General features: G+C 39.9%; 17 protein-coding genes and 1 pseudogene. 7 read left to right on the forward strand and 11 right to left on the reverse strand.

The annotated features are described in order from the left end of the window. The first annotated feature begins 213 nt into the window (after nt 1–213). On the forward strand, nt 214–432 hold the full coding sequence (locus QT327_RS08135) for a hypothetical protein (protein WP_013663815.1): 219 nt from the start codon (nt 214–216) through the stop codon (nt 430–432). A gap of 243 nt (nt 433–675) precedes the next feature. Here the strand turns inward: QT327_RS08135 and QT327_RS08140 are convergent, their stop codons facing one another. Beyond that, nucleotides 676–1,191 carry a hypothetical protein gene (locus QT327_RS08140; protein ID WP_207303810.1) on the reverse strand — a complete coding sequence of 172 codons (516 nt, stop codon included), beginning with the start codon at nt 1,189–1,191 and terminating at the stop codon, nt 676–678. 40 nt (nt 1,192–1,231) lie between these two features. Then, on the reverse strand, nt 1,232–2,035 hold the full coding sequence (locus tag QT327_RS08145) for a DUF4382 domain-containing protein (RefSeq protein ID WP_013663820.1): 804 nt from the start codon (nt 2,033–2,035) through the stop codon (nt 1,232–1,234). Between the two features lie 243 nt (nt 2,036–2,278). On the opposite strand from QT327_RS08145, the gene QT327_RS08150 reads away from it, so the two are divergent. Genes QT327_RS08150 through QT327_RS08165 form a run of 4 tightly spaced genes read left to right on the forward strand, consistent with a single transcriptional unit; the run spans nt 2,279 to nt 5,450 of the window. Beyond that, nucleotides 2,279–2,575 carry a hypothetical protein gene (locus QT327_RS08150; RefSeq protein WP_013663821.1) on the forward strand — a complete coding sequence of 99 codons (297 nt, stop codon included), beginning with the start codon at nt 2,279–2,281 and terminating at the stop codon, nt 2,573–2,575. Nucleotides 2,576–2,589: 14 nt separating this feature from the next. After that, a complete protein-coding gene (locus tag QT327_RS08155; protein WP_130858202.1) occupies nt 2,590–3,432 on the forward strand; it encodes a hypothetical protein in 843 nt (280 codons plus the stop codon). Nucleotides 3,433–3,441: 9 nt separating this feature from the next. Next, nucleotides 3,442–4,116 (forward strand): response regulator transcription factor, encoded by a 675-nt coding sequence (locus tag QT327_RS08160; protein ID WP_130858203.1) that lies wholly within the window; start codon nt 3,442–3,444, stop codon nt 4,114–4,116. Nucleotides 4,117–4,139: 23 nt separating this feature from the next. Further along, entirely contained in the window at nt 4,140–5,450 is a 1,311-nt protein-coding gene (locus QT327_RS08165; RefSeq protein WP_130858204.1) for a sensor histidine kinase, read from the forward strand. Nucleotides 5,451–5,478: 28 nt separating this feature from the next. On the opposite strand, the gene QT327_RS08170 is transcribed toward QT327_RS08165, so the two are convergent. From QT327_RS08170 to rhaT, 4 genes and pseudogenes are all read right to left on the reverse strand, one after another. Beyond that, complete coding sequence (locus QT327_RS08170) at nt 5,479–6,861, reverse strand: FGGY-family carbohydrate kinase (protein ID WP_130858205.1); 1,383 nt, start codon at nt 6,859–6,861, stop codon at nt 5,479–5,481. A 132-nt stretch (nt 6,862–6,993) separates the two neighbouring features. Next, nucleotides 6,994–8,268, reverse strand: coding sequence for a sugar isomerase (locus QT327_RS08175; protein WP_130858206.1), 1,275 nt, complete (start codon nt 8,266–8,268; stop codon nt 6,994–6,996). A 103-nt stretch (nt 8,269–8,371) separates the two neighbouring features. Continuing rightward, nucleotides 8,372–10,473: pseudogene (locus QT327_RS08180) on the reverse strand (bifunctional aldolase/short-chain dehydrogenase). A gap of 110 nt (nt 10,474–10,583) precedes the next feature. Beyond that, nucleotides 10,584–11,660, reverse strand: coding sequence for an L-rhamnose/proton symporter RhaT (rhaT, locus tag QT327_RS08185; RefSeq protein WP_013663828.1), 1,077 nt, complete (start codon nt 11,658–11,660; stop codon nt 10,584–10,586). Nucleotides 11,661–11,957: 297 nt separating this feature from the next. Here rhaT and QT327_RS08190 point away from each other — a divergent pair, with 297 nt between their 5' ends. Further along, the gene (locus tag QT327_RS08190; RefSeq protein WP_013663829.1) at nt 11,958–12,410 is read left to right on the forward strand and encodes a GNAT family N-acetyltransferase; all 453 of its coding nucleotides are present in this window, start codon (nt 11,958–11,960) and stop codon (nt 12,408–12,410) included. A gap of 67 nt (nt 12,411–12,477) precedes the next feature. Here QT327_RS08190 and QT327_RS08195 read toward each other — a convergent pair whose 3' ends face one another. The 3 genes from QT327_RS08195 to QT327_RS08205 all read right to left on the reverse strand — a co-directional run bounded on the left by QT327_RS08195 (nt 12,478) and on the right by QT327_RS08205 (nt 18,801). Further along, complete coding sequence (locus tag QT327_RS08195; RefSeq protein ID WP_289552580.1) at nt 12,478–14,526, reverse strand: M16 family metallopeptidase; 2,049 nt, start codon at nt 14,524–14,526, stop codon at nt 12,478–12,480. A gap of 210 nt (nt 14,527–14,736) precedes the next feature. Beyond that, a complete protein-coding gene (locus tag QT327_RS08200) occupies nt 14,737–16,074 on the reverse strand; it encodes a M16 family metallopeptidase (protein ID WP_210421334.1) in 1,338 nt (445 codons plus the stop codon). Between the two features lie 270 nt (nt 16,075–16,344). Continuing rightward, nucleotides 16,345–18,801, reverse strand: coding sequence for a TonB-dependent receptor domain-containing protein (locus tag QT327_RS08205; RefSeq protein WP_242627393.1), 2,457 nt, complete (start codon nt 18,799–18,801; stop codon nt 16,345–16,347). Nucleotides 18,802–19,945: 1,144 nt separating this feature from the next. Here QT327_RS08205 and QT327_RS08210 point away from each other — a divergent pair. After that, the gene (locus QT327_RS08210) at nt 19,946–20,491 is read left to right on the forward strand and encodes a hypothetical protein (RefSeq protein WP_149106280.1); all 546 of its coding nucleotides are present in this window, start codon (nt 19,946–19,948) and stop codon (nt 20,489–20,491) included. Nucleotides 20,492–20,542: 51 nt separating this feature from the next. Here QT327_RS08210 and QT327_RS08215 read toward each other — a convergent pair whose 3' ends face one another. Then, nucleotides 20,543–23,551 (reverse strand): DEAD/DEAH box helicase, encoded by a 3,009-nt coding sequence (locus QT327_RS08215; RefSeq protein WP_289552581.1) that lies wholly within the window; start codon nt 23,549–23,551, stop codon nt 20,543–20,545. Next, nucleotides 23,548–23,907: a hypothetical protein gene (locus QT327_RS08220; protein ID WP_289552582.1), complete on the reverse strand. Its 360-nt coding sequence runs from the start codon at nt 23,905–23,907 to the stop codon at nt 23,548–23,550. The genes QT327_RS08215 and QT327_RS08220 overlap by 4 nt, the downstream gene beginning before the upstream one ends. Nucleotides 23,908–24,105: the final 198 nt, after the last annotated feature.

Genomic DNA, 24,105 nt, shown 5'->3' on the forward strand with positions numbered 1-24,105 from the left:
CAATGGACATTTTTTAGCCAAAAAATACAATTCTGCGCAAACTGTGGTAAAAAAAGGTCACCCAATAACTCAGATTTTCTTGAAAGCTAGGAAAGCTCTTAACAGCTATACACACACTTTCGCGTTAATTGACCAACTTTTTATTTATCAGCTATTTACAAAACAAAACCAATAATTTAGAGGCTATAATTAAAATTAAATGATCGCTGGCTTATGGAAACTTCCTTTACCAATTTGGACGGATTTGAATATCCAGCCTATAAAATAAAAAGATATATAAGTAATTTAGAACTTTTCACTTTGCTTTTAACGGATGGCAGCATTGTACATTACATTGCCCCGGATGAAAACCTATTCAAGAGTTGGTTGATCAGCAATAACATCCCGGATGTTAGAGAGCAGGAATATATAAGCGCGGGGATTTTGAGTTAACTTATTTTTGGCACTATATTCGATAGAAGTGCTAAAAATAACGCCATGAAAAAGATTTACTTCTTACTCACATTGTCTAGCATACTTTTATTTAGTTCCTGTTATACCACAAGAACCGCAGGCAGAAGTGGAAAAGTGCCTCCGGGCCAGGTCAAAAAAGCAACGGGGTCCAAGTCAGCAAAACCATATGCACCCGGCCAAAATTAGGCCAGGTGCAATGGCACAAAGCTAGAATAGGGACTTTTATTTACTATGTCCGTGACCGCCATGTCCCTTGTGCTGGCCGCCACCTTTTTTAATAAGATTGTTCCCTTTCCCCTTGCCCCCATTTCCGGCTTTCATGTATTTTGGGTGTCCTTTTACAACATAGTATTTAGGATTATTACTCCGTGCAATCACTCCTTGCGAATGATTCGATTTATATTTAACATATTTAACCTTATGGTTATTAAAATACATATAAGGTCGGGGCTGGTTCATCACTACCTTATATCCCGTGTATAGATCATATCCTCTATATCGTGGAGGTAGATTTAAACTGAAAACCCAGGATCCATTGCTTAGATAAATAAACTGTCTGGATGGCACGTAATAATAGCTCTCAATTTCCGGCAAGTAATAATAATCGACATAATCATATCCTACGGGGCCCCAGAGAGGCTGTGATCCTATATTGATGCTTACTTGCACCTGTGCTGCGGACTTTATTGGTATAAACCCTATTGTCACTAAAATGACAAGTAATAATAGCTTTTTCATTTTTATTTTTTTTAGTTGTCGGCTGCCTGCTCCGCGTTTATCAATTTTCTAAGTTGATAACACCCATGTTGGTATTTTGACCAAGTGAAACAGATACATTAGCAATCGTGCTATCAGGAAAGGCAAGAGTATCCTGCGGAACAATTTTCAGCGAATAAGTTCCCGCAGCTAAACCTCCGATTGTAAATGCGCCTGTTGATGGATCGGCAACGGTTCCCACGGTATCGGTACCTTGAATAGCAAGTACTTCGGGGTAACTTTCTATCGGTGATACGGAACCGGATATAAGTCCAGAGGTAGCCGCCGTCACTCCCCTAACAACAGGCTTTAGTAGATATTTTCCATTTCCGGTTTGCACAATGGACTTAGCCGCGTCGAAGTCTAATAAAAGTGTATAAGTCACTCCCGGCACCAAGACAGGGTTTTCTGTCAATTTTACTTTCCAACCGGAAGATTGGCCGCTTGGTGTTGTTAATGCATATTCCGTTCCATCTACAACTATCGTATTTCCGTCATCAAGCACCAACCTGATTTCAGTAATGTCGCCACTGGGCATTTCACCTGAAGCCACCAAAATATCAGGATTGGCGGTTCCGATTCTGTAATCGAGAATATTAAACAAACCCGTTTCAGCGGCAAAAGTATAGGATCGTTCGTCCGACTTTAATACAATTTCTTTGACATGTAAATTGATTGCATCAAAGTTACCTGGAGCATCTGTCATACGTACCTCTACCCTAGTTGTTCCGCCCCCGGCACTATCATCGTTTTTATCGCAGCCGGCAAAGGCTAAAAGTCCTATAATTGCTATTCCTAATGCTAAATAAACGTTTTTCGTTTTCATACGATCTGTTTTTTATGTTTCCTTCGGTGTGTGCGCTTGTTTCATCCGTTTAACATGCACACCCTATTGCTTAAACATGTTTCCCATAAATAGATGTTGATTCAAAATTGAGGAGACAAGATGAAAACAACATGAAATTTTAAATCTTTTTTATTTCGACATTTCATTTATTTTTCATACAAAGAACAGATCTTTGTTAATAGGACTCAGAAATGGGTTCTGAATTATCAAAATCATAAGCTCATGTTGAGGCACTATCACTTGCATACCGTATTTTTGTTCTTTTTAAACGCCTCTATTTGCCATGCATTTACAGTACCCACATTACCTGAAGTTACAAATTCGGTAAATGATGAGTACTCCATTGCATCTAATAGACAACAGGACGATAAAGGAAAGAATAAGAAACCGGAAAAAACTAAACAGCAAGTGGAGGTAAAGCAAGTACCAAAAGCGAAGAAACAAAACGCACCTGTTAAAGTAAAACCGAATATAAAAGTTAAACCAAAAGTGATTCGACCAAAAATTAAGAAGCATTAAATGATTAGCATCAGATGAAATTAGCTATTTCGATTGTATTCACTTGTTTAATTTTTTCGCACTTGCAAGCTAGGCAAATCAACGATAGTTTAGCAAGCGCAAGCTATACTTTTGCAGCACTTTATAACAGCAATATTAATTATTATGGGCAAGTTACGGATGAGAAGCTGCCTTATGTCTTACTAAATGCAACAGTTCGTTTACCCTTTGGATTATATTTTTCTGCCAGTTCATACAAATTTTTAAATTACGGATCCGGAATTTCCGGAACCGATCTAGGCATAGGTTACGATTACAATTTCAACGAAAAGATATCGAGCGGTTTAGCTTATACACGATCGTTTTATCCCACCAATTCCCCTTTGCTTCAAGCATCGCTCACGAATAACCTCAATGGCTCGTTAAGTTATCACTGGCCTTGGTTTAAGAGTGCCTTGGATGTCGATTATGCTTTTGGAGATGAACAAGACATTTTTTTAACGCTTTCCAACTCCAAGGACGCGAGTCTGGGCAACCTATTTGATGATAAAGATCTGATTAGCATAGAACCTTCTATAGAATTGGTAGCAGGAACGAGAAATTACTATGAGACCTATGTACGAGCTAAGAACCAACGTGGGCAGGATAAAGGAAATGGGAAGCCGCCAACAAACCCGGGAAATTCAGGAGGGGTGACCGAATATATTCCATCTAAATCCTTTTCCATGCTTACATACAACGCTAAACTGCCTTTAAGTTATAGTCGTAGTAGTTATTTAATAGAATTAAGCTATCAATTATCGCTTTTGGTCCCTTCAGATGAAGCAATAAAACGTGCACAATCTTTTTTTGGATTGGCCTTTTATTATCAATTTTAAAGCCGCACTATGAAAGTACTCATTGTAGAAGATGAAAAAACCTTAGCCTATGAGATGGCTGATTTCTTAAAGAAGGCCTTTTATATTTGCGATTTAGCTCATACCTATCAGGAAGGGGCTGAAAAGATCGCCTTGAATCAATATGATTTCATATTGATTGATTTAGGTTTACCGGACGGGGATGGACTGGATATTTTACGGAAAGCAAAAAAACATAATGAGGAGGCCGCTTATATAATATTGACAGCAAGAGGTAATTTGGACGATCGGATCATAGGATTGGATCTAGGTGCGGATGACTACCTTTCAAAACCTTTTTATCTTTTGGAATTACAATCGCGTATGCAGGCTATTGCACGAAGGAAATTCAAATTGCAGGACGAACTCATACGCTTAGGTGATTTCAGTATTGATTTACCGAAACGCTTGGTTCTATTTGATAGTAACCCGATTGACCTTTCCCGGAAAGAGTTTGATTTGCTAAGCTATTTGCTGTTGAATAAGAATAGGGTTTTAACGAGAATGCAATTAAGTGAGCACATTTGGGGTTCTTATGCTATAGATGATAATGACTCAAACTACATTGATGCTCATATCAAGAATATTAGAAAAAAACTCGGTCTATGGGCAAGTACCGAATGGCTTGAAACGGTACGCGGTGTCGGTTATCGAATCAGGGGATAATAAGTTTTATCACGATTTCTATCATGAAACTATCCACCAAGCTTTTATTGTTTATCAGTAGTTCAAAGTTGATTATCGTCATCATTTTTATTCTGCTGTTGCCTATGCTTGTGGAGCAAATTGCGTCTGAATATACAAACTACATCCTAGGTCAGCAAAAGACAAAAGTCTTAGCCGATCTGGAGCAGAATGGATTGCAGTACTATTTACAAGGCGATAAGGAATACGGAAGCTATACGATGTTAAAAGAAGAGTACATTGCCATCGAACCTGCGCCTGCCGACCTGCACATCGACAATATAAAAGAGTCTCAACGCATTGTAGAACATGACACGTTAAATTACCGTATCTTGAGCTATACTTTCCAAGATAAAGGACAAACCTACTTGTTAGAAATAGGGAAGACAGTAAACAGCATAACACAATACAACAAACCACTTCAGCGCTTCACGTTGTATACCTTGATTGTATTAATTGCTTTTACTTTAGTAATTGATTTAAGCTTCTTGCGTTTATTGATTCAGCCACTAAATAAAATTATAAAGACCCGGTTACTCAATCGTAAATTTCCATTTAAAGGCCAACAAATCTCAATAAAAACAAGTACTTATGACTTCAGATACTTAGATGAATCGTTGTTACTCTTAATGAAACAAGTAAACGAAGCCTTTGAAAAAGAAAAAGAATTTACAGCAAATGCTTCTCACGAACTGATGACTCCCATCAGCGTTCTCCAGAGCAAAATGGAAAATTTACTAACAGAAGAAGGGCTTGAAGAACCGTTCGCACAACACATCGTTGAAATGATGAAAACCTTAACTCGATTAAAAAAAATATCGAGTTCTTTATTGTTAATCTCAAGAATCGACAATGCGCAATTTGCGAGAAAAGACTTAGTCTATCCTTTGGAATTGGTTCGAGAAATCTTAGAGGAATTGGCAATAAAACTGGAAGAAAAGCAAATTGAAACCAAAGTAAACCTAACCATCAATCAAAATTTAGCAAACGTGAACAGAGATCTACTCTTCCATCTGTTTTATAATCTAATCAATAATGCCATCAAATTTAACCGAGCGCACGGCCGTATATATATCAGCGATCGTATTTTAATCCCCGGTTATGAAATCAGCATTCGAGATACAGGTGTTGGCATTCCGGAAGCACAAATTCCGTTTATTTTCGATCGATTCAAAAAGTCGACCGATGGCGAAAACAGCGGCTACGGGCTGGGGCTTACCATTGTAAAAAGTATTTGCAATTATCACCATATAGCCCTTAGTGTTGAATCCGATACTGATCAAGGAACTGTCTTTAAACTGCTGTTTCCTATTTAACACCCAAGACAACATGTTAATCTTTGTGCTAAGAGGCTACTTTTTTCACCGGGGCATAATATTTCAACTCAATGATGTCGTTCGGAAAAGGGAGGCTATTCCATGATTGATGGATAGCTAAAGCTGTACCGACCGCTGTTGCCTGTGCCATAGAAGCTGCGAATACCTCCACTTGCGGGAATGCTTCAGCAAGCAGATTCATGTAAATAACATTCTTTCCAAAACCGCCATCAACAAAGAGTCTTTTCACGGTAGATGCACCTATAGCCAATGTAGTTGATATCTTTTGAGCGTTCACCAAATCGATCATCAGCTGATGGTAAGCCTCTGTTTCGGTTCTAAACTTTCCTAAATCTCGTTTACCGAAAATAGCCAAGCTTTCTTGAGGACTCATCCCTGCCGATTGATCCGTCTGTTCTTGCAATTTATTGGCTAAATGCGTATCAAAAGCAATGTTTTTAAATTTGGCGGTAGACACGTTGAAATGGGCAGCAATTCGCTTGGTTTGCTGTTCATGTTCATATCCGGCAAATAAACGGGAAGCTTTAACCGGTTTTCCCTGGTAGTGGATATAGGATAAGCAATCAGCTTTTAAATCCTCACTTGTTAGCGGCTCTTCGTTAAAAGGGTTTAAACTGATACACCAAGTACCCGTAGAAAGGAGCACAAAAGGTTTAGTGAAACTTACTAAATAAGGAATTAGCGCGGCTGAGCTGTCGTGAAAGCCCGCACCAACAGCATAGTTATTACCCGGAAAGGAGGCCTGAAAGACTGAATCAGCAGGTACAATGGGCGCCAATTTGTCTAAAATTCCTTCCTGTTCTACCCATTCGTGGTATCCGCTCTTCTGAAAATCCCATAAATTGGTGTGACAACCAATACTTGTCATATCGCTGTAAACCTTACCCGATATTAGGAAACTCATATATTGGGGCAAATGCAGGGCTTTATATACTTGCTTAAAGATGCTCGGTTTTTCATGCTTTAATCGATACAATTGCATACCGGAGTTTAAGCTTCCCAATACCGGCGAAGCGGTCCGTAAGGCGAAATTCTCCTCGCCACCATATTGCTTGTAAAACTGATCTTTTAAGGTTTGGGGATAATCCTTTAAATAGTTATATAGCGGCGTTAAGGGTTTACCACTCTCATCAATATATACGAAGCTTGCCCCATAGGTTGAGAAATTGATAGCCTTAATCTCGAATTCATCCTTTCTGAATACTTCATGTAAGGAGTCAAAAACGGATAAGCGAAGACTGGCAAGATTTTCACAGGGATCGCCATCTTCGTCTACCGTTTCAGTAAAACGAGCGGAACGTTCGAATACAATCCTGTAATGTTCATCAAACAAAAATAATTTCTTATTAGTCTTTCCTACATCAAATATGGCAATAACCGGTATCTTCATCGTTGTTGGCTATACGTTTTAAGTTATACGCTTTAAGTTGTACGTTATAGGTTCTAAGTTTTACGCTTTAAGTCATAAGCTCGGAACGCCTCGAAACCTATCACTTAAAACTTATTACTTAGAACCTATAACTTATAACCCAGTGGCCACTGTCTTAGAGCCCCTTTCTCTGATCAGCTCTCCACGAACATTTAATGATCGATACAATTCTATGGGATTTAAAGCACCTCCTGCACGTAACCTCGCTTCTGCTACCAATGGTCTAACATCGGTGCGAAAAGCCGCTTGTAGTATCTCCTGGGCTTTGGCAACATCATTATCTTCTTGTGCAGCGGATAAAGCTTTTCTGTCCACCAAAAGCGCCTGTGCATAAGCCAACATGATTGCCTCAACAGATTGTAGTAAATCTTCCAGTGGATCCTTTACATTATGCGAGGCATCGATCATCCAGCCTAAGTCAGTTGCATGATTCATTTTTCGAGCATCCATACCTTCAATCAGCTCATTAAATATTAAAAACAATTGATAGGGTTTGATACTGCCGGCCGTTAAATCGTCATCACCATATTTAGAATCGTTGAAATGGAAGCCCCCAAGTTTACCCTCCATGAGTAACAAAGAAACAATCTGTTCAATGTTGGCATTCGGCAGATGATGTCCAAGATCAACTAAGGTATATGCTTTAGGCCCTAATTTACTGGCATATAATAACGACTGGCCCCAATCACCCACCGTTGTTGAATAAAAATTGGGTTCAAAAGCTTTATATTCAACAAAAATTTTCCAATCTGCCGGTAACGCCGCATACACTTCCTGAAGGCTCTCCAGGGTTCGTTGAAAAGCCTTTCTAAAATTCAGTTGACCAGGAAAGCAGGATCCATCAGACAACCAAACTGTGAGCGACTTTGACCCAAGTTCGATCCCATGCTGTATGACCTCGATATTGTGCTGGACTGCCTGCTTACGAACGGCAGCGTCTACATGCTGCATAGATCCAAACTTATAGCTAAAGGTTTGATCAGGCTGATCTTGAAAGGTATTTGAGTTCATCGCGTCGAAGCCAAGCCCATACTGTGCCGCTAAGGCCTTTATAGACTGATAATCTTTTGGCACATCCCAAGGGATATGCAAAGAAATGGCACCGCTCGATTGATTCAAGGCATGTAGTAATCCGACATCCTCGATTTTCTCCTCTAAACTTCTGGGTTCACCACCACCGGGAAAACGCCCAAAGCGTGTTCCCCCTGATCCAAGCGCCCAACTTGGAATGGCAATCTGAAAATCAATCAGTTTCTCTAAAACCTCATGGTAGTTATTTATATCTTCAACCAAACTTTCCAATTTGCGAACGTGTTTCGCTTTTGCTTGTTGGTTATATTCCTCGATTTTATACTTTTCTATATTCATAATCCTAATCAGTTAGCCACTACTAGCAGGTGAATTTACTAAATCCATTCAAGTTTTTCCATTAGCTAATTAACCGATTGGCTAATTAGCTAATATTCCAAATTTATCGCACAAATGCCATAGCCACACCGCCATCCACATTTAAAACATTGCCCGTTGATTTATTAAGTAATCCTCCTACAAACACAAAACAAGCGTTGGCAATATCCTCTGGCAGGATAATCTCATTAAGCAAGGTCCGTTTTGCATAATACGCAGGAAGTTCTTCCACTTTTATTCCATATGCTTTAGCACGCCCCTCTGCCCACGCACCTTCCCATATTTTACTATCTGAAATTACGGCATCCGGATTTACCACATTCACTCTAATTTTATCGCCACCAAGTTCAGCAGCGTTTAGTCTACTCAAATGTAGTTGTGCAGCTTTTGCAGAACCATATCCCGCATTATTCGGTCCGGACACCAATGCATTTTTACTAACGATGTTAATAACGTCTCCTCCGATTTCCTGTTTTCTTAAAATCGCTACACCTTGCTGCGTTACTTTAAACTGTCCTTTTACAAGCACGTCATAAAGTAAGTCCCAATCTTTGTCTGTATGATCTTGTAGCGGTTTAGATATAGATAGTCCGGCACAGTTAACCACAATATCTACCCCTCCAAAGGCTAAATTTGCTGCATCGTAAGCCGCTGCGATGTCGGCATCGTTGGTTACGTCTAGCTTCGCCGTGATATAAGCATCTTTTCCATAACGACCTTTAAAATCGTCGTCAGCTTTTTTTAGCCGCTCTCCATCATTATCATTGATAACGACCACCGCTCCCTCTTCCACAAATTTAACGGCAATCGCCTTTCCGATACCGCCTGCACTTCCCGTTATAAGGGCAATTTTACCAGAGAGAGCTTTCGGTTTTGGCATGCGCTGCAACTTCGCTTCCTCTAAGAGCCAGTACTCGATATTAAAAGCCTCTTGTCGAGGTAACGAGGTATACTCCGATATGGCCTCTGCACCCTTCATGACATAATGGCATTGATATAAAATTCCGCTGCCACTCTGGCTGTTTGTTTATCTTTTGAAAAAGAGAATAAACCGACTCCGGGGAACAGTATAATAACAGGGTTCTTATCACGTATGGCCGGGCTATTGGGATGCTTACAAGTCTCATAATAATCGGCATACATCGCGCGATAAGCTTCAAATGCAGGTTTAAGCTTCACTTTTAATTGCTCCACATCCGTTAAGTCTGCGTCAGCCGGCAGTTCTAAAACCAATGGACTTATCTTGGTGCGAAGAAAGTGATCAGGACAACTTGTACCCAGGGGTGCTAGTCGGTCTAAATCATTGGAGTTTATAAATTCAAGTACACGATCGTCGTCGGTAAAATGGCCCACCATAGGTCTTTCAGAAGAACAGAACCCCCTTAGTATGGGCGCAATAGCAGCGGCTTGTTTTTTACGAAGTTCTGCAGGAAGACTGCTTATTTTTTGGCCTCCAAAGATAGGCCCTTTTTTACCATAATGCTGCTCTAGATATTCGGCGCAGCTTTCAATAACCTCCAACGTATTGATATAGCTTTCGTACGCAGTATCTCCCCAAGTAAATAGACCGTGCGAACCTAACATAATCCCCCTGATTCCAGGGTTCTCATCCAGGCATTGTTTTAATTTCAAGCCAAGATCAAAACCGGGCCGCTGCCATTCAACCCAGCCAATCGTACCTTTAAATAACTCCTGAGTAATGCGTTTACCGTCTTTTGCTGCCGCAATGGCAATGGCTGCATCGGGGTGTAAATGGTCGATATGTTTGAATGGTAGAAAGCCATGTAATGGTGTATCGATAGAGGGCGCTTTAGACGCTAAATCGTAAATACTATGGTTGAAGAGTTCCACCATTTCATCCTCATGGTCAATCCCTCTGTAAACTTTTTTCAAATTGCGTAACCGCTCCACATAAAGCGCCGCCAATCCACTTCTTTTAAGTGTTCCCAAATCACCTCCTGAGCCTTTTACCCACATCACCTCCACTTCCTCTCCTGTTAACGGATCGTTTGCCATGGCTTTACATGAGGTGTTCCCTCCACCGTAATTTGTAAGGCGCAAATCGGCGCCTAAAAGATTAGAGCGATAAATTAACAAGCCTACCTCATCTCCCGCTAGTTTGGCGGCTTCTTGATCATCCCATAAATAGCTAACGTGCTTAATGATTTTCTTTTTTCTATTTCAGCCATGTTCTTATGTTTTTACTGCATTTTAAGGCCTAGCGGCCATTGTCACTTTATTACCAATATTAATTTGCCAATTTTAAACCCCATTTATTAACCCATCTCTTTAGCGAACCCCACAATCAATACCGACAGGATGATAACAAGTATTCCTGCCAAAATTGTTGCGTAGGTTTTCTTACTTACACCTTTCCACTCTTTTAATACTACGCCCCAAACATTTGCCAATAAGATAATAAAGGCCATATGCAAAATCCATGAGCTGGCGCCGTTACCCAGTTTACTTTCTCCCATCCCATAGAAGAAAAATTGAAGATACCAGGTGGTACCGGCCAATGCACATAGTACATAATTTCTTAACAGCGGTGTTTTTGCGTCTACATAATTCCCGAAACTTTTGTTGCGCACATTCAAGATAAGACACCAGATAAAGTTGGTGGTAAGCCCTCCCCAAAGCACGACAACATAGGTAACGTTATTTTGAAACAGGAATTCCCCTTCGCCTGGATGGGCTGCCTTCCATAGATCGTTGGCTACGATCGCCATGGGTTTTCCAGCTTCTAAACCGAAATTAAAGCAAGCGCTTAATACTCCTGAGATAATTGCAACAATCAAACCCAAGCTTAAATTGAATTCCTTATTTCCACTGGCATCACTATGCCCTCCTAGATCCCGTTCCTTTCTTACTCCTGCTAAACCGCATAGGTAAATACCGATAATACAAATCAGCAGGCCGCCCAATGTATATAAACCCCAAGCGTTTGCAAAGAACATACTGATCGTGTCTTTCCCTTCTTGAGGAACGAATTCATAGTAAATGGATGGCAACATGGATCCAATAACCATACTGAGCCCTAACATAATGCTACTACCCAAAGAAACGCCCAGGTACCGTACGCCTAAACCATAGGTTAGCCCCCCAATTCCCCACAGAAGACCAAAAAGATACGTGTAACCTAAAGTTGCTGTACTTGTCTGACTAATAATATGACCAAAATTTGGAATAGTAAGCCAGGCGGCCAAAGGTGGTACTATTAGCCAGGAAAACAAGCCTCCGACAATCCAAAAACTTTCCCAAGCCCAGCCATGTACCTTTTTATAAGGTATATAAAAACTGCTTGAAGCAAAACCACCGATAAAATGAAAAAATACACCTAATAATGCCTGCATATATACTAAGGTTCTTGTTGGTTATCATGTGGTGCAAGATAAAGCATCTATAGCAGGGAACTGTCATGCCCTGTTATGCCAAAAACACATTAAAATTCCATTAATTGTCGATTATATGACGGAAATGGCAAATTTTTATAGTAGGTTTGTAGTAGAAATTATGAGATTGCATTACCATACAAATTTTTAATGGCTCCATTAGAAAAAAGAACGATGGTGAATAATTCATTTATATTGTGACGCCCTTTTGAACAATACGGTTGCTACAAGCGGGGCTTCATTACTAAAAAGAACAAAATGAAAATCAGACAAGCCAATTTGCAAGATTTGGAACCACTTGCCGCTGTTTTTGCCGAATACCGAACAACTGCGGGCCAAGACTACAATCTAGCGGGTGGGAAGGAGTTTTTAAGAGATCGTTTAACGAAGAAAGATTGCATTATTTTCATCGCCATTATAGACGACAGCATTACGGGATTTACACTGCTGTTTCCATTCTTTACACCAGCAGGAATTAAGGAGATATGGTTGTTAAACGATATTTATATTGCTGATGAATATAGGCATCAGGGCGTTGCTCAGTCGCTGCTCAGCGAAGCTGTTTTCTTTAGCAAGAAAACCAATAAAAGCAAAGTATACCTAGCAACTAAGGTCGATAATGTAAACTCTCAGACCTTATTTGAAAAATTCGGATTTAGAAAGACGGATTATATCAACTACGAATTTATTACCGAGAATAGTCATTCTTAACTAGCAGGAAAGGTTATCGACAATAACAAGGAGGCTATACTATAATGTATTACCTCCTTGTATATTACTATTGAAAATCAGCCGGTGTAAGTGCCGGGTTTATAACTTGTTCAATTGCTACCATTTTTAGTGGTACCGGTATGTTGGGGCTTTTAATCGTACTAACGGCCGGCAATTTAATACCGCTGTAGTCTTTGTATTCATTTATTTCCGCCTCCCCTTCGCTGGCACTCTCTGACTTTAACTTCAAACCACTAACAACGCTATAATAGTTTACAGACTTTGATCCATCGGCCGTTGTAACTAACACTTTATAGGTCTCTTCGTCATTTACCTTTACCATACCATCCAAAGCAAGCTTCGTTCCATTTTTCATATAATTTAGTTCCGGAAAAATCTCCAACGCGTTCTTTAAGGATTTGAACATATCATCAGGCACAGCCTGTTGTTGCCCCTGATTAATCATCGTAGCCTTATCTTGCCGAATAATAAACTTCGACATGACCTGAGGACCCATTTTCATTGACTGTATCGCAATGGGTTTCGTTTGGTCAACCAATAACTCCGCCGTTATTTTCATACCTTGTATCTCTGCTTCTTGCACGCTTTTCAATGTTTTAACTTTCATAAGTCTATCTTTCCCTCCAATCGCTTCAAGATACTTATCAATCACTTTCTCTGCCGTTAAGCTAGCGTCTTGAATAGCGGCTTTCACCTCCGGTTCACCCGCATTTGTATAATATTTTACTTCACCAAATTGCTTTATTCGATCTTTAAAAGCATCCGTATTTCCAACAATGACAATATATGCGTGTTCAGGCTTTATGTATTTAGGGGCTAAGGTATTGAGCTGTTCAACGGTAACGGCATTTAGGTTTTTAAGATAATTCTTATAATAATCTTTAGGAAGATTTTGCAGCTCCGTATTGATGGCAAAGCGGGCAATGGTAGCGGGCTGTTCCAACGAACGGCCAAAACTACCACTTAATATAGCTTTGGAATCGGTTAATTCTTGTTCAGTAATGGTCTTTTTATCGATCCGTTTCAGTTCTTCCAAAAACTGGTATACAGCGCTGTCTGTCACTTCCGTCCGAACACTCGCCCCGGCGCTGAAATTTCCGACGATTTTGTCAGGCGATAAAGAAGAGTAGGCACCATACGTATAGCCTTTACGTTCTCTAAGGTTTAGAAACAAACGCCCCGCAGAACCTCCGCCTAAGATATTGTTCAACAATTGAGCAGGAATTGCATCAGCGTCGTTAGGTTTGAGCGCAAGCGGATAAGTTACGTTAACAACGGATTGTACACTCGAAGGGCGGTTGACTAAAATCACTTCATTTTTTTGCGGCGCAGCAGGTACGGGCCATTCCCGCTTCTTGACCTCTCCTTTTTGCCAGGCGCCAAAATATTGCTTAGTTAAACGCTCTGCTTCTTTTATTGTAATATCACCAACAATTGCCAAGTATCCAATATTCGGCTTAAAGTATGCATTGTAGTACTCTCTGATATCAGATAGCTGCACATTGGAAACTGTCTTTTCGGTTGCAAACTCTCCGTAGGGGTGGTCTTTACCATATAATACAACGTTGGAGACCTTTTCCGAAATTTCATCCGGGCTATCTTTTGAGCTGGCAATGCCGGAAATTGCCTGTTTCTTCAGCTTATCAAGTTCCGGCTGCGGAAATGACGGGTTCAATAGAATGTCTGCAAATAACGTTAACAGTTTATCTTGGTACTTGGTTAATGAGCTTGCATTAGCGGAGGTAGATCCGAAAGAAATTTTTCCGCCAATCATATCGATCTCCTCGTCGATCTGGTCTTTCGTCCGATTTTTTGTACCTCCCATCAGCATATCTCCTACCAAGCTGGTTAAACCAGCCTTCTCGCCTTCAAGCAAAGGTGAACGATCCAACACTAGCGAATAGGTAACACGGGGCAGTTTATGGTTTTCAACAACAAATACTTTTAATCCGTTAGGCAGTGTAAAAGTTTCAGCATCGCCAATATTAATTTGAGGAGCGGGACCAGGCTCAGGATATTTCGTACGATCAACTTGCGCTTGAGAAAGGCCGGTTGATAGAAAACATAGCAGTGTATATATATAAATTCTTTTCATCTGTAAATAATTATTCGTCAATTCTATTTTACTATTTCGCACTCATGAACCGCGAACCGGTTTTTATTCCATCGGTCAGATGGAGCTTACCATGCTTTAAATTTGATATTCCTGTGAGATGAAAATGAAATTTTAAACATGGACGATTCATAACTATTTTTTTGGAAGCTCGTGGCTATCGAGTCTTAATTTTTATTAGAAACAACCCATCTATTTGCTTTCTCCTTTTTTAGGTAGGTAATGTAACACGACTCTACCGTCTTTGTTCAGGTATTCTCTGGCTACGCGTTGTATATCCTCCTTGGTGACTTTATTATAATTGGCCAGCTCTTTATTGATTTCTTCTGCATCACCATAATACACCTTCGCTTCGGCCAGGCTTTCGGCGATACCGGCAACGGAAGCGTGACGGCTTACCACAGCGTTTTCTGTTTGCGCCCTTAATTTCGCAAAATCTTTATCGGTTATTCCGGTAGTTCTGAGTTTTTCAATCTGTGCATCAATCGCAACTTCTAATGAATCAGCGCTGACACCCATATTAGCAATCCCTAAAAATAGGAATAGGCCGCCATCTTCCAAATCTAAAGGCATAGCCATTATTTGTACCGCTTTCTGCTGCTTATCCACTACTTCTTTTGTAAGCAGCGAACTTTTTCCACCCGCTAAATAGGTAGACAACATGTTGAGTGCGTAACTATCAGGGCTATCCTTACGCGGAAGGTTGTATGCTTCCACCACTGCCGGCAATTGGATATTATCGTAGACGACATCACGGATTTCCTGATTTCGCTTGGGCTCTACGATTGATGGCCGCACAATTTCTTTTTCTCCCTTGGGTATTTCTGCAAAATATTTACGAACCCACTTTTCCGTTTGTTCGTAATCGATATCTCCGGCGATGGACAAAACGGCGTTGTTAGGTACATAGTAGGTTTTATAAAAGTCCATAAACTCCTGCAAGGAAGCAGCGTTCAAGTGATCCATGGAGCCGATGGGTGCCCATTGATACGGATGTTTGTGATAGGCTCGTTTTAAGACTTCAATCAGTATGGAACCATAAGGCTGATTATCCATTCGTTGGCGTTTTTCTTCTTTAACAACTTCTCTCTGCGTTTCCACTCCAACTGAGTCGATCTTTGCGTGTAACATTCGTTCACTTTCCATATACAAGGCAGTTTCCAAATAATTAGACGGAACGACTTCATGGTAATAGGTTTGGTCATTTGAGGTATAGGCATTTAGCGTCCCTCCTATGCCCTGTATCTTTTTCATAAATTCGCCTCTGCCAATATTTTCGCTTCCTTCAAATAGCAAATGCTCAAAGAAATGTGCAAATCCCGTACGATCGGGTTTTTCATTTTTTGAACCCACGTGATAAAGCACAGAAACGGCTGCAATAGGGGTGGTTTTATCCTGGTGCATAATAACATCTAATCCGTTGTCGAGCTTAAATTCTTTGAATTGGATTTTTTCTTGGGCATTCAGTAAACTGCTCGAGCCAAGTAGACCAATCAGCATACTGCCTATTACTAGCTTTTTTTTATTCATATGTGTTGATTGTTGTAATGCGTTGGAAGCATTTGGTTTGGTATTTTTGCATTTGATCTGTTTAAGCCTATATTGTTACACGAAATAACCTATTTTTACTTTCTCATACAAAAAAAATTGCGCCATAATCATTCTATCTCTGACCTACCAGCTTAACAAATGCCTTTATTCACGACCTCACTTCAACAGAAGAGGCAATCAGTTTATTTTGAACAAAAAAGCCGGGCTAAATAAATAGCCCAGCTCCTTAAGTCGGTATGATATTATGCTTTATTGTATTTGTTGCCCTTGTCCACTTTCACCCGCTTTTTGATCGTCGTTCTGTATACCTCGTTCTTTTCGCGGTTTAGCATTGTAATTCATTTTACCAAATTTCCAGCTGAATGTTATACCGAAGGAACGGAATGGTACGGCGAAATTCGATTCTTGCTTATAGCTAGCGGTTTGAATTTTTGATCTGAAATTCTTTTTCTCATTAAATGGATCGATAATATTCAACCCGATACTTGCCTGTTTTTTGAATATTTCTTTTTTCATACCAATACTCCACATATTAAATGCAGGGTTGTAACCTTGAAAAGTACGTCTCGGCGCATTCAATATAAGGAACGTTTCCGCAATAAGCCCTCCTTTTAAATTCACCGTACCACTTAGGAAAGCCTGGTACATCCAGTAAACATTACCTGCTTGCGAAGTTAAGTTGTCATCGATATTTTGAAGGTTAATATCATAAGTATACAAATTCAGGTTACCTCTTAACGTCAAAATCTTAATCGGATTGACAGAAGCAAACAGGTTGGTACCAAATGAATTATTCCGTCCGATATTTTCAAAACTCTGCAGTACGATTGGTTGCTCCTCCGTTCCAATATTGGTGTATATTGACTCTATAACGTCATTTGTACGCCTATAATAAAGCGATGCATTCAGAATCGTACTTTTGATCATGGTTGAATAACCCAATTCAACGTTGTGCGATAGCTCGGGATCCAATTCAGGATTTCCCTGCCGTTGATTCACCGGATCTGCTTCATTACGGAAGGGATTCAAGTAGAACAAGCTTGGCCTTTGGATACGCTGGTTGTAGCTTAGTTTAACATTAGACATCTGCCCCAGCTTTTTCGATAACACCACGCTGGGAAGCAGGTTGTGATAATTGTTTTCAAAGGCCGGAAAGTTTGCTACTGCATCACCGTCAAGCAGTGTATATTCATAACGCGCACCCGCTTTCAATTCATAATCTTTAGCAAAGGGAACACTCACCGTAAAATAACCGGCACCCACATTTTGTTTGTAACCGAAATCATAAGATCGTTGTGCATGATTGATATATGAACCATTCTGCAGCATGGTGTCGACCGTGACGTCGGAAGAGATATCTCGAAGGATCGCTTTTGCACCTACTTCCAGTACGACCTTCTTAAAAGGATGGGTATAGTCTACCTGAAAGGTGAGTTCATCATTTACACCATTATTATAGCCCATTTCATTGGGCCTAAAACCCTGCTGTCTATATAAGGTATTGTAATCAGTATTATTGTTGTTTTTAGAATATTGGCCGGCAAATGTCAATTCCTGCCCCTTTTTCTCAAATTTATGGGTGTAATCGGCACTCCAATCAAAGCCATGAAATTTAATCTGGTTTCTCGAATTACTTAAAATTTGGTTAATCCCACCGTAAATGGACGTCATATCTCCATCTGTTTCCATTCGAAACTGATTGTAATTGAAAGAGGATGTAATAATATTCTTATCATCTATGTCGTAATCAACACTTAAGCTACCTCTTCCTCCACCTCTTTTCGTGGTACTGGCGCTGTTTTGCGAAATCAATGGCTGATCTGTCAAAGATCGTTGATCAAAGGTTACATCCGTTGTAACGGGCCAACCCCACATAGCGCCCAAATTAGCGGTAACGCCCAGCTTGCCTTTTCGCACATTTACGTTTCCGTTGAAATTGTTTTGGCGCGTGCCAATACCTCCCGAAATGGAACCGTTCACACCCACAACGTCTTTCTTTTTAGTAATTATATTGATGATTCCCGAAGTGCCCTCGGCGTCGTATTTCGCTGAAGGACTCGTAATAACTTCAACGTTCTTAATCTGATCAGCCGGAATCATACGTAGCGCGTCCGCTACATTGTTCGTCATGGCCCCGGACGGTTTTCCATTAATAAAGATACGAACGTTTTGATCTCCCCGTAAGGACACGTTACCATCCATATCTACTGATAACAAAGGAACTTTCCGCAACACATCGGCGGCATTTCCACCAGCTACTGTAACATCTTGTTCTGCATTATAGACAAGTCTATCCACTTTATTTTCGACCACAGGCACCTGCCCCGTAATCTCAACCGCTTGCAATTCGGTTGCGGAAGGTTTTAATAACACATTGGCCACGTTTAAGGAAGTAAGCTGCTCTGTAATTTCTATCGGACTGATTGTTTTTGGACTGTATCCCATCGCACTGATAATCAACTTATATTTCCCTAGGGGTATTTTGTCTAGACTGAATGACCCTCCTTCGTTTGCAAGGGCCCCGGTGACGGACTGTGATGATGTACTTTTTAAAAGGGTTATCGTCGCAAAATCAATAGGTTTGTTCGTTAAGGAATCTATTACTTGCCCCTTTATCTTTCCCGGTCCACCCACTTGTTGCGCAAACACAACGCAAGCACTCAACTGCATCAAAATACATACAAATAACTGTTTGCTTATACTCATCTGATCTATTTTTTGAACATTAGTCGTTCGCGATTGACAAATGTTACAACAACAAGTATACAAATCACCCATAAAAAGGTAACTTATTAGTTACTTATAGTTTTATTTACATGCGTTAATCAGCACGACTTACCCGTAACCAATTAAGGGCTACTCACATATCTTAAAACAAACACATGCAAAGCCGTTTTTGAATTAAAAATAGGCTGTAAAGCCTCATCTTTCTTCAATATTGGCACGATATATGCTAAAAAGAGGACAGGTTTAGGTTGATTTGAAACTTAGGTTTCGGCCCCACTCCCCAAGTGGGGTTTTTTATTTTAAAAGAATTCCGGTTGTTCTTCGTTCTCTTTATATTTCTCATTTAACTACCTTGATTCTGCATCTCGATTTATTTTACCCCACGATATAAGCAACTACACATATTATCATATTCAAACATTGGTAAAATATTACACCCTATCAAAAACAGCTAATAATATCCTGCAGTGAATTAGGTTTCATTGCCTCAGAACGCCCTAAACACCGCTGACAAAGTGTCATTTTCGCGCCGTTATAATGCTTATAGTATCAAAAAAAAACAACTCATCAAAATCCGATTTACATCAAAATAACGCTAGATCACGAGTTCAAATAGACATACTAAACGTTTGACAATAAGTATATTAAAAATAAATCAGTCATCTTTTTGCGAATTTCATAATAATTAACGAATCGAAAATGAGCTAAAAAGAGATATCAGAATCCTTGTTTCCTTTCACACTAAAGTAGAGCCTGCACAAATAGCTATACATAACTCATTATGAGCAAATTAAAAAACGAATCAATTTATGATTATGAATTTCGCAATGCTTTCTTGAGCCTGAAAGCTCCGTCTTAAACAAAAAAACCGTAGTGTTTGGCGAAAGAAACGATCGCGATTCTATTACTAACTATTTTAGCAAGTCATATTGTAGAACTAACCCCTAATAAGGAGCGGCAAGAATTGATGCTGATCATCAAATATATTATAAAATTCAATCATCAAAAACGACTTTCAAAAAATAAAGCGACAGGTTTTATAGAAGATTCTTAAAAAATACTTTGTAAAAAAAATTAAACCTTTTTTCCAACATCTATTCCAATAGGATGTAAAATGAACAACATGAAAACAGCAAGATTTATTACTTTATGTGTGGTCCTCTTATCGATTTTTAGCTACTCAGAGGCATTAGCGCAACATGGGAGAGGGCATGGCCGAGGACATGGGCATGAGCGTTGGGATGATGATGACGACGATGATCGGCATCGGCACCACTACCGATACGACAGAGATTATTATAAAAAACGCCATAAACACTATAAGAAACAGGCAAGATATTACGAAAAGCACCGCCGTTATGATCACTATGGATATCCCAGGTGGGCCCGTGCGCATCGTTATCGAGCGAGACATCATGTTTATTTCAGGGATTATTGTACGTTCTACGACCCCTATCGTGGAGGCTATGTATATTGGTCAAGCAATCGTTGGATTTTCACACCAAATGTTCCGGCCTTCTTAGCGAATGTCGATCTTGGAAGAGCCCGCATACAGCTAATGGCAAATATACCCTTAGAAAGACATCCTGAATATTATTATGACGAATATGCGCGCGCTTATCCACGCAGCACAAACATACATATCAACCTTTCCTTACCTCCTTTTTAGGAGGTATTTATACCTGGAAAAGTCCTAGTCTTGTATAAGATTTAGGACTTTTTAACGGGATAATAATTGCAACAACGCTTCTTTAGAGAAAGATGTTTTAGTCAGGGTTATCGAATCGACCAGTTTAGTGAACAGTTCACTCTTACTTTGCTGTAATTGCAACACTTTTTCCTCTATTGTTTCCTTACAGATCAATCGCACTGCTATTACATTTTTTTTCTGTCCCATTCTGTAAATACGATCGATCGCTTGGTCTTCTACCGCCGGGTTCCACCAAGGATCAATTAAATACACATAATCCGCCTCTGTAAGATTCAATCCGACTCCGCCGACTTTTAAACTCATCAAAAATACCTTTACACGCCCATCCAGTTTAAATTGCTCAATCAGCCCCTCTCTGTCCTTTACCTTTGTACTTCCGGTCATCTTAAGGGTTTGCAATCCTTGTTTATGCAACTGATCTTCTACCAAATCCAACATATGCACGTATTGGGAAAACAATAAAATCTTATGCTGAACACTCCTCTGCCCGATCTCTTCTATCAGCCACTCAATTTTGGCGGCGTTCGGTACATTGCTATACTTATCTTTCAACAAAAGCGGCGAATTGCAAATCTGGCGTAGTCGCATCAAGCCCTTTAATACGACTGCACTTTTATTACTTAGCTCTTCCTCCGTTTGTGCCGATATATAAGATCGAAATTCCTTTTCATATACGTCGTATATCCTTCTTTGTTCTTCGCCCATTTCACAGTACATAACCATTTCTGTTTTCTCGGGCAAATCATCCATTACTTCTGCTTTTGTCCTTCGTAAAACAAAAGGTTTAATTTTATGTAAAAGCTCTTCCAGACGCCTATTTTCACCGAATTTATCAATAGGCGTAGAATAAACATCACGGAAATATCTTTTGTTACCTAGTAGGCCTGGACAAGCGAACGACAACTGCCCAAATAAATCAAAAGTATTGTTTTCCAAAGGTGTTCCCGTTACCGCTATCTTAATCTTTGCCTTCAATCGATTGGCCGCTCGGTATCGCTGAGATAGCGGATTTTTTATATGTTGGGACTCATCTAGAAATAGGTGATCGAATTCTATTTCCTGAAAACGATCCAGGTCACTTACCATGGTGCCGTAAGTAGTTAACACGACATCCCAAGAATCTATTGTATGGTTTTGATCCCGTTGTCCTCCATGCCAAAGAAAAATCCGCAATGAAGGTGCAAATTTTTCGAATTCCTGCAACCAATTAGTCAATAAAGTTGCCGGAACAACAATCAAATTCGTACCTGATTTTCCTTCCTCTTTCTTTAGTAGCAAAAAAGCGATAATCTGAATGGATTTTCCTAACCCCATATCATCCGCCAAACAACCGCCGAAGCCTAGCCGACTTAAACTATGAAGCCATTTTACACCATCCAATTGATAAGGCCTTAACTTGCCGATAAATCCCTCTGGAATCTTTAGCGACGGATCCTCTTCCTGATTGCTCCACTGTTTAAAAAGAAGCAACTCTTGCTTTACACCGGAGTCGAACATGTCGGTTTCGTAGGCACTTTGCAAAGCCTGAAAATTTATCTTGGCCGTTTTAAGTAAATCTCCCTCCCGTCTTCCCAAGCTAAAGAACTGTTCAAACTTGTGAAGCCACTCGGCAGGCAATATACCATAGGTTCCATCGTCTAAGAGTACGTAGTTTGATTTATTTCTAACCGCTTTTTCAAGGTCGCGCAGTCGAGCTACCTTTGAGCCGTAAGAAATCTTCACCCTTGTATTAAACCAATTAATACCGCTGGTAACTTCTATATTTATTGCAGCCTTATACGGACTTCGCTTGCTTATCGATAGCTTATCATAACCCATGACCGCTATTTTTTCGATTTGCCATTGCTCAAAAGCCTCTAAAAACCAATTTCCGTCGAAAAACCGATCTTGATGTAAATAAAAATACAGTAAATCGTCATCTAACTGTTCCGGAAAATAAGGGTGTTGTTTGAGGATAAAAGATAAGAACTGCAACTCCTGCTCATCGTTACGACGAATCAAAAATGAATTTCCATAATCGTCTTTCCCATAAACGGGTCGTTTCGAACGAATGGGAATTTCGACTGTCCCGTAGCGCATAACAGGTTCTATCACGATGTAATTTTCAGACTCTGACAAATAAATGATTCGCTCGGTAGCCTGTACCGGCGTTTCCATAGATGACTGATCGTACCCCTCTGTAAGAAATGCGTAGTTCACCTTTAAGGTATCGCTTACCTTATCCAACAATTCACTTTGCAAGAGATGATATTTCGATGCATGCACGATCAGATCAGTCCCTAGATTCTTAAAAAATCGGCATACTCTCCACACATTATGGTTCTTAAATGCATAAAAAGTTTTCCCTATGTGCAGAAAACAATCAAAGGCAAAGACGAGCTCTTGCATGCTGTACCACTGATCTGCTATCTGCAATAGCGGGCTTATTTGGTAGAGGCTATCTTTTTTCCGAATTCCAAGCGTAAATTGGTCAGCCCCTATTACTTGCAGGTTCACTCTACTAAAATTCTTTGCCTGAAATTGTTTTGAATTCCCTTGATAGTAAACGGGCATATCAAAGGGATTTTTCACTATTTCGTGTAAGGCCCGAATATCATCTTCGTTATACGGTTCCTTGGTTGGTTGGGGAAATCGACTGAGCGCTGCCAAAAAGCGAATATATTCCGGCCGCTTTTCATGCCACAATAACGTTGTTGCATCAATGGTATTAACCAAGGCCTTAACCTTCCCGTTAACGGCAAACGCTAATTCCCCAAGCTGAATTGTAAGGTGGCCATAATGTCTGTGGGGATAAATAAGAATCACTTTCCCCTCCAAATTTTGTTCACGGAACGCCGGTTTAACATCCGGTAAAAGCTTACCTTTAAGATACCGTACATTTTCATCCGTTATTTTCAATAAGCCTTGTATTTTTGGCGTAAGTATTAATTTATTCTCCACATAATGCATATGGAAATGCGAAGTGATGTCTGCTTCGTCTTCCAGACCATAATCTCGCGCAACTTGCCGTACTCTCACATGTCGTGAAATTCCGTCAAAAAAAATCGGATATCTGTGTTTTTTATTATTTCATAAAGAACCCGATTGCTATGTTGGCACATTCGAAGCGGTGTTTCTAAGCAAGTGCAGTGAAAATGGAGACGCTTTTCAATCCGATCTGTCCATACCCTTATCTGTGCAGTATGTAAGTTAGGGTGCGAATAATCAAAGACGCCTCTGTCGATGGATAGTTGTTTAACATGAACTGATGCATTCGGAACGAGTTGATCAGACGAGTGTTTGTACATCAAGATTTCTGACAATTGCTCATCCGCAAAACCTTCAATTGTATAAGAAGCCTCTTCTGAATCAATTATTTTATCTGTAAAGGTCATTTTATAACATTCTTATGAATATACTTCCCGCAAATATTGTCTATCTTCAACAAAGCTATTCATAAGCAAATTAAGATTTGCAATAAAGAATGAATAATATCAAGAAATGTTCAGGAGCGCTTTTTATTGGAAAATATAGAGAGGGGTTAAGGCGATGAATAAATCGCTTGCAAACTCATTAGTGCTTTTAGGAATCTA

The organism is Olivibacter sp. 47 (assembly GCF_030372825.1).
GTDB classification, from domain to species: domain Bacteria; phylum Bacteroidota; class Bacteroidia; order Sphingobacteriales; family Sphingobacteriaceae; genus Olivibacter; species Olivibacter oleidegradans.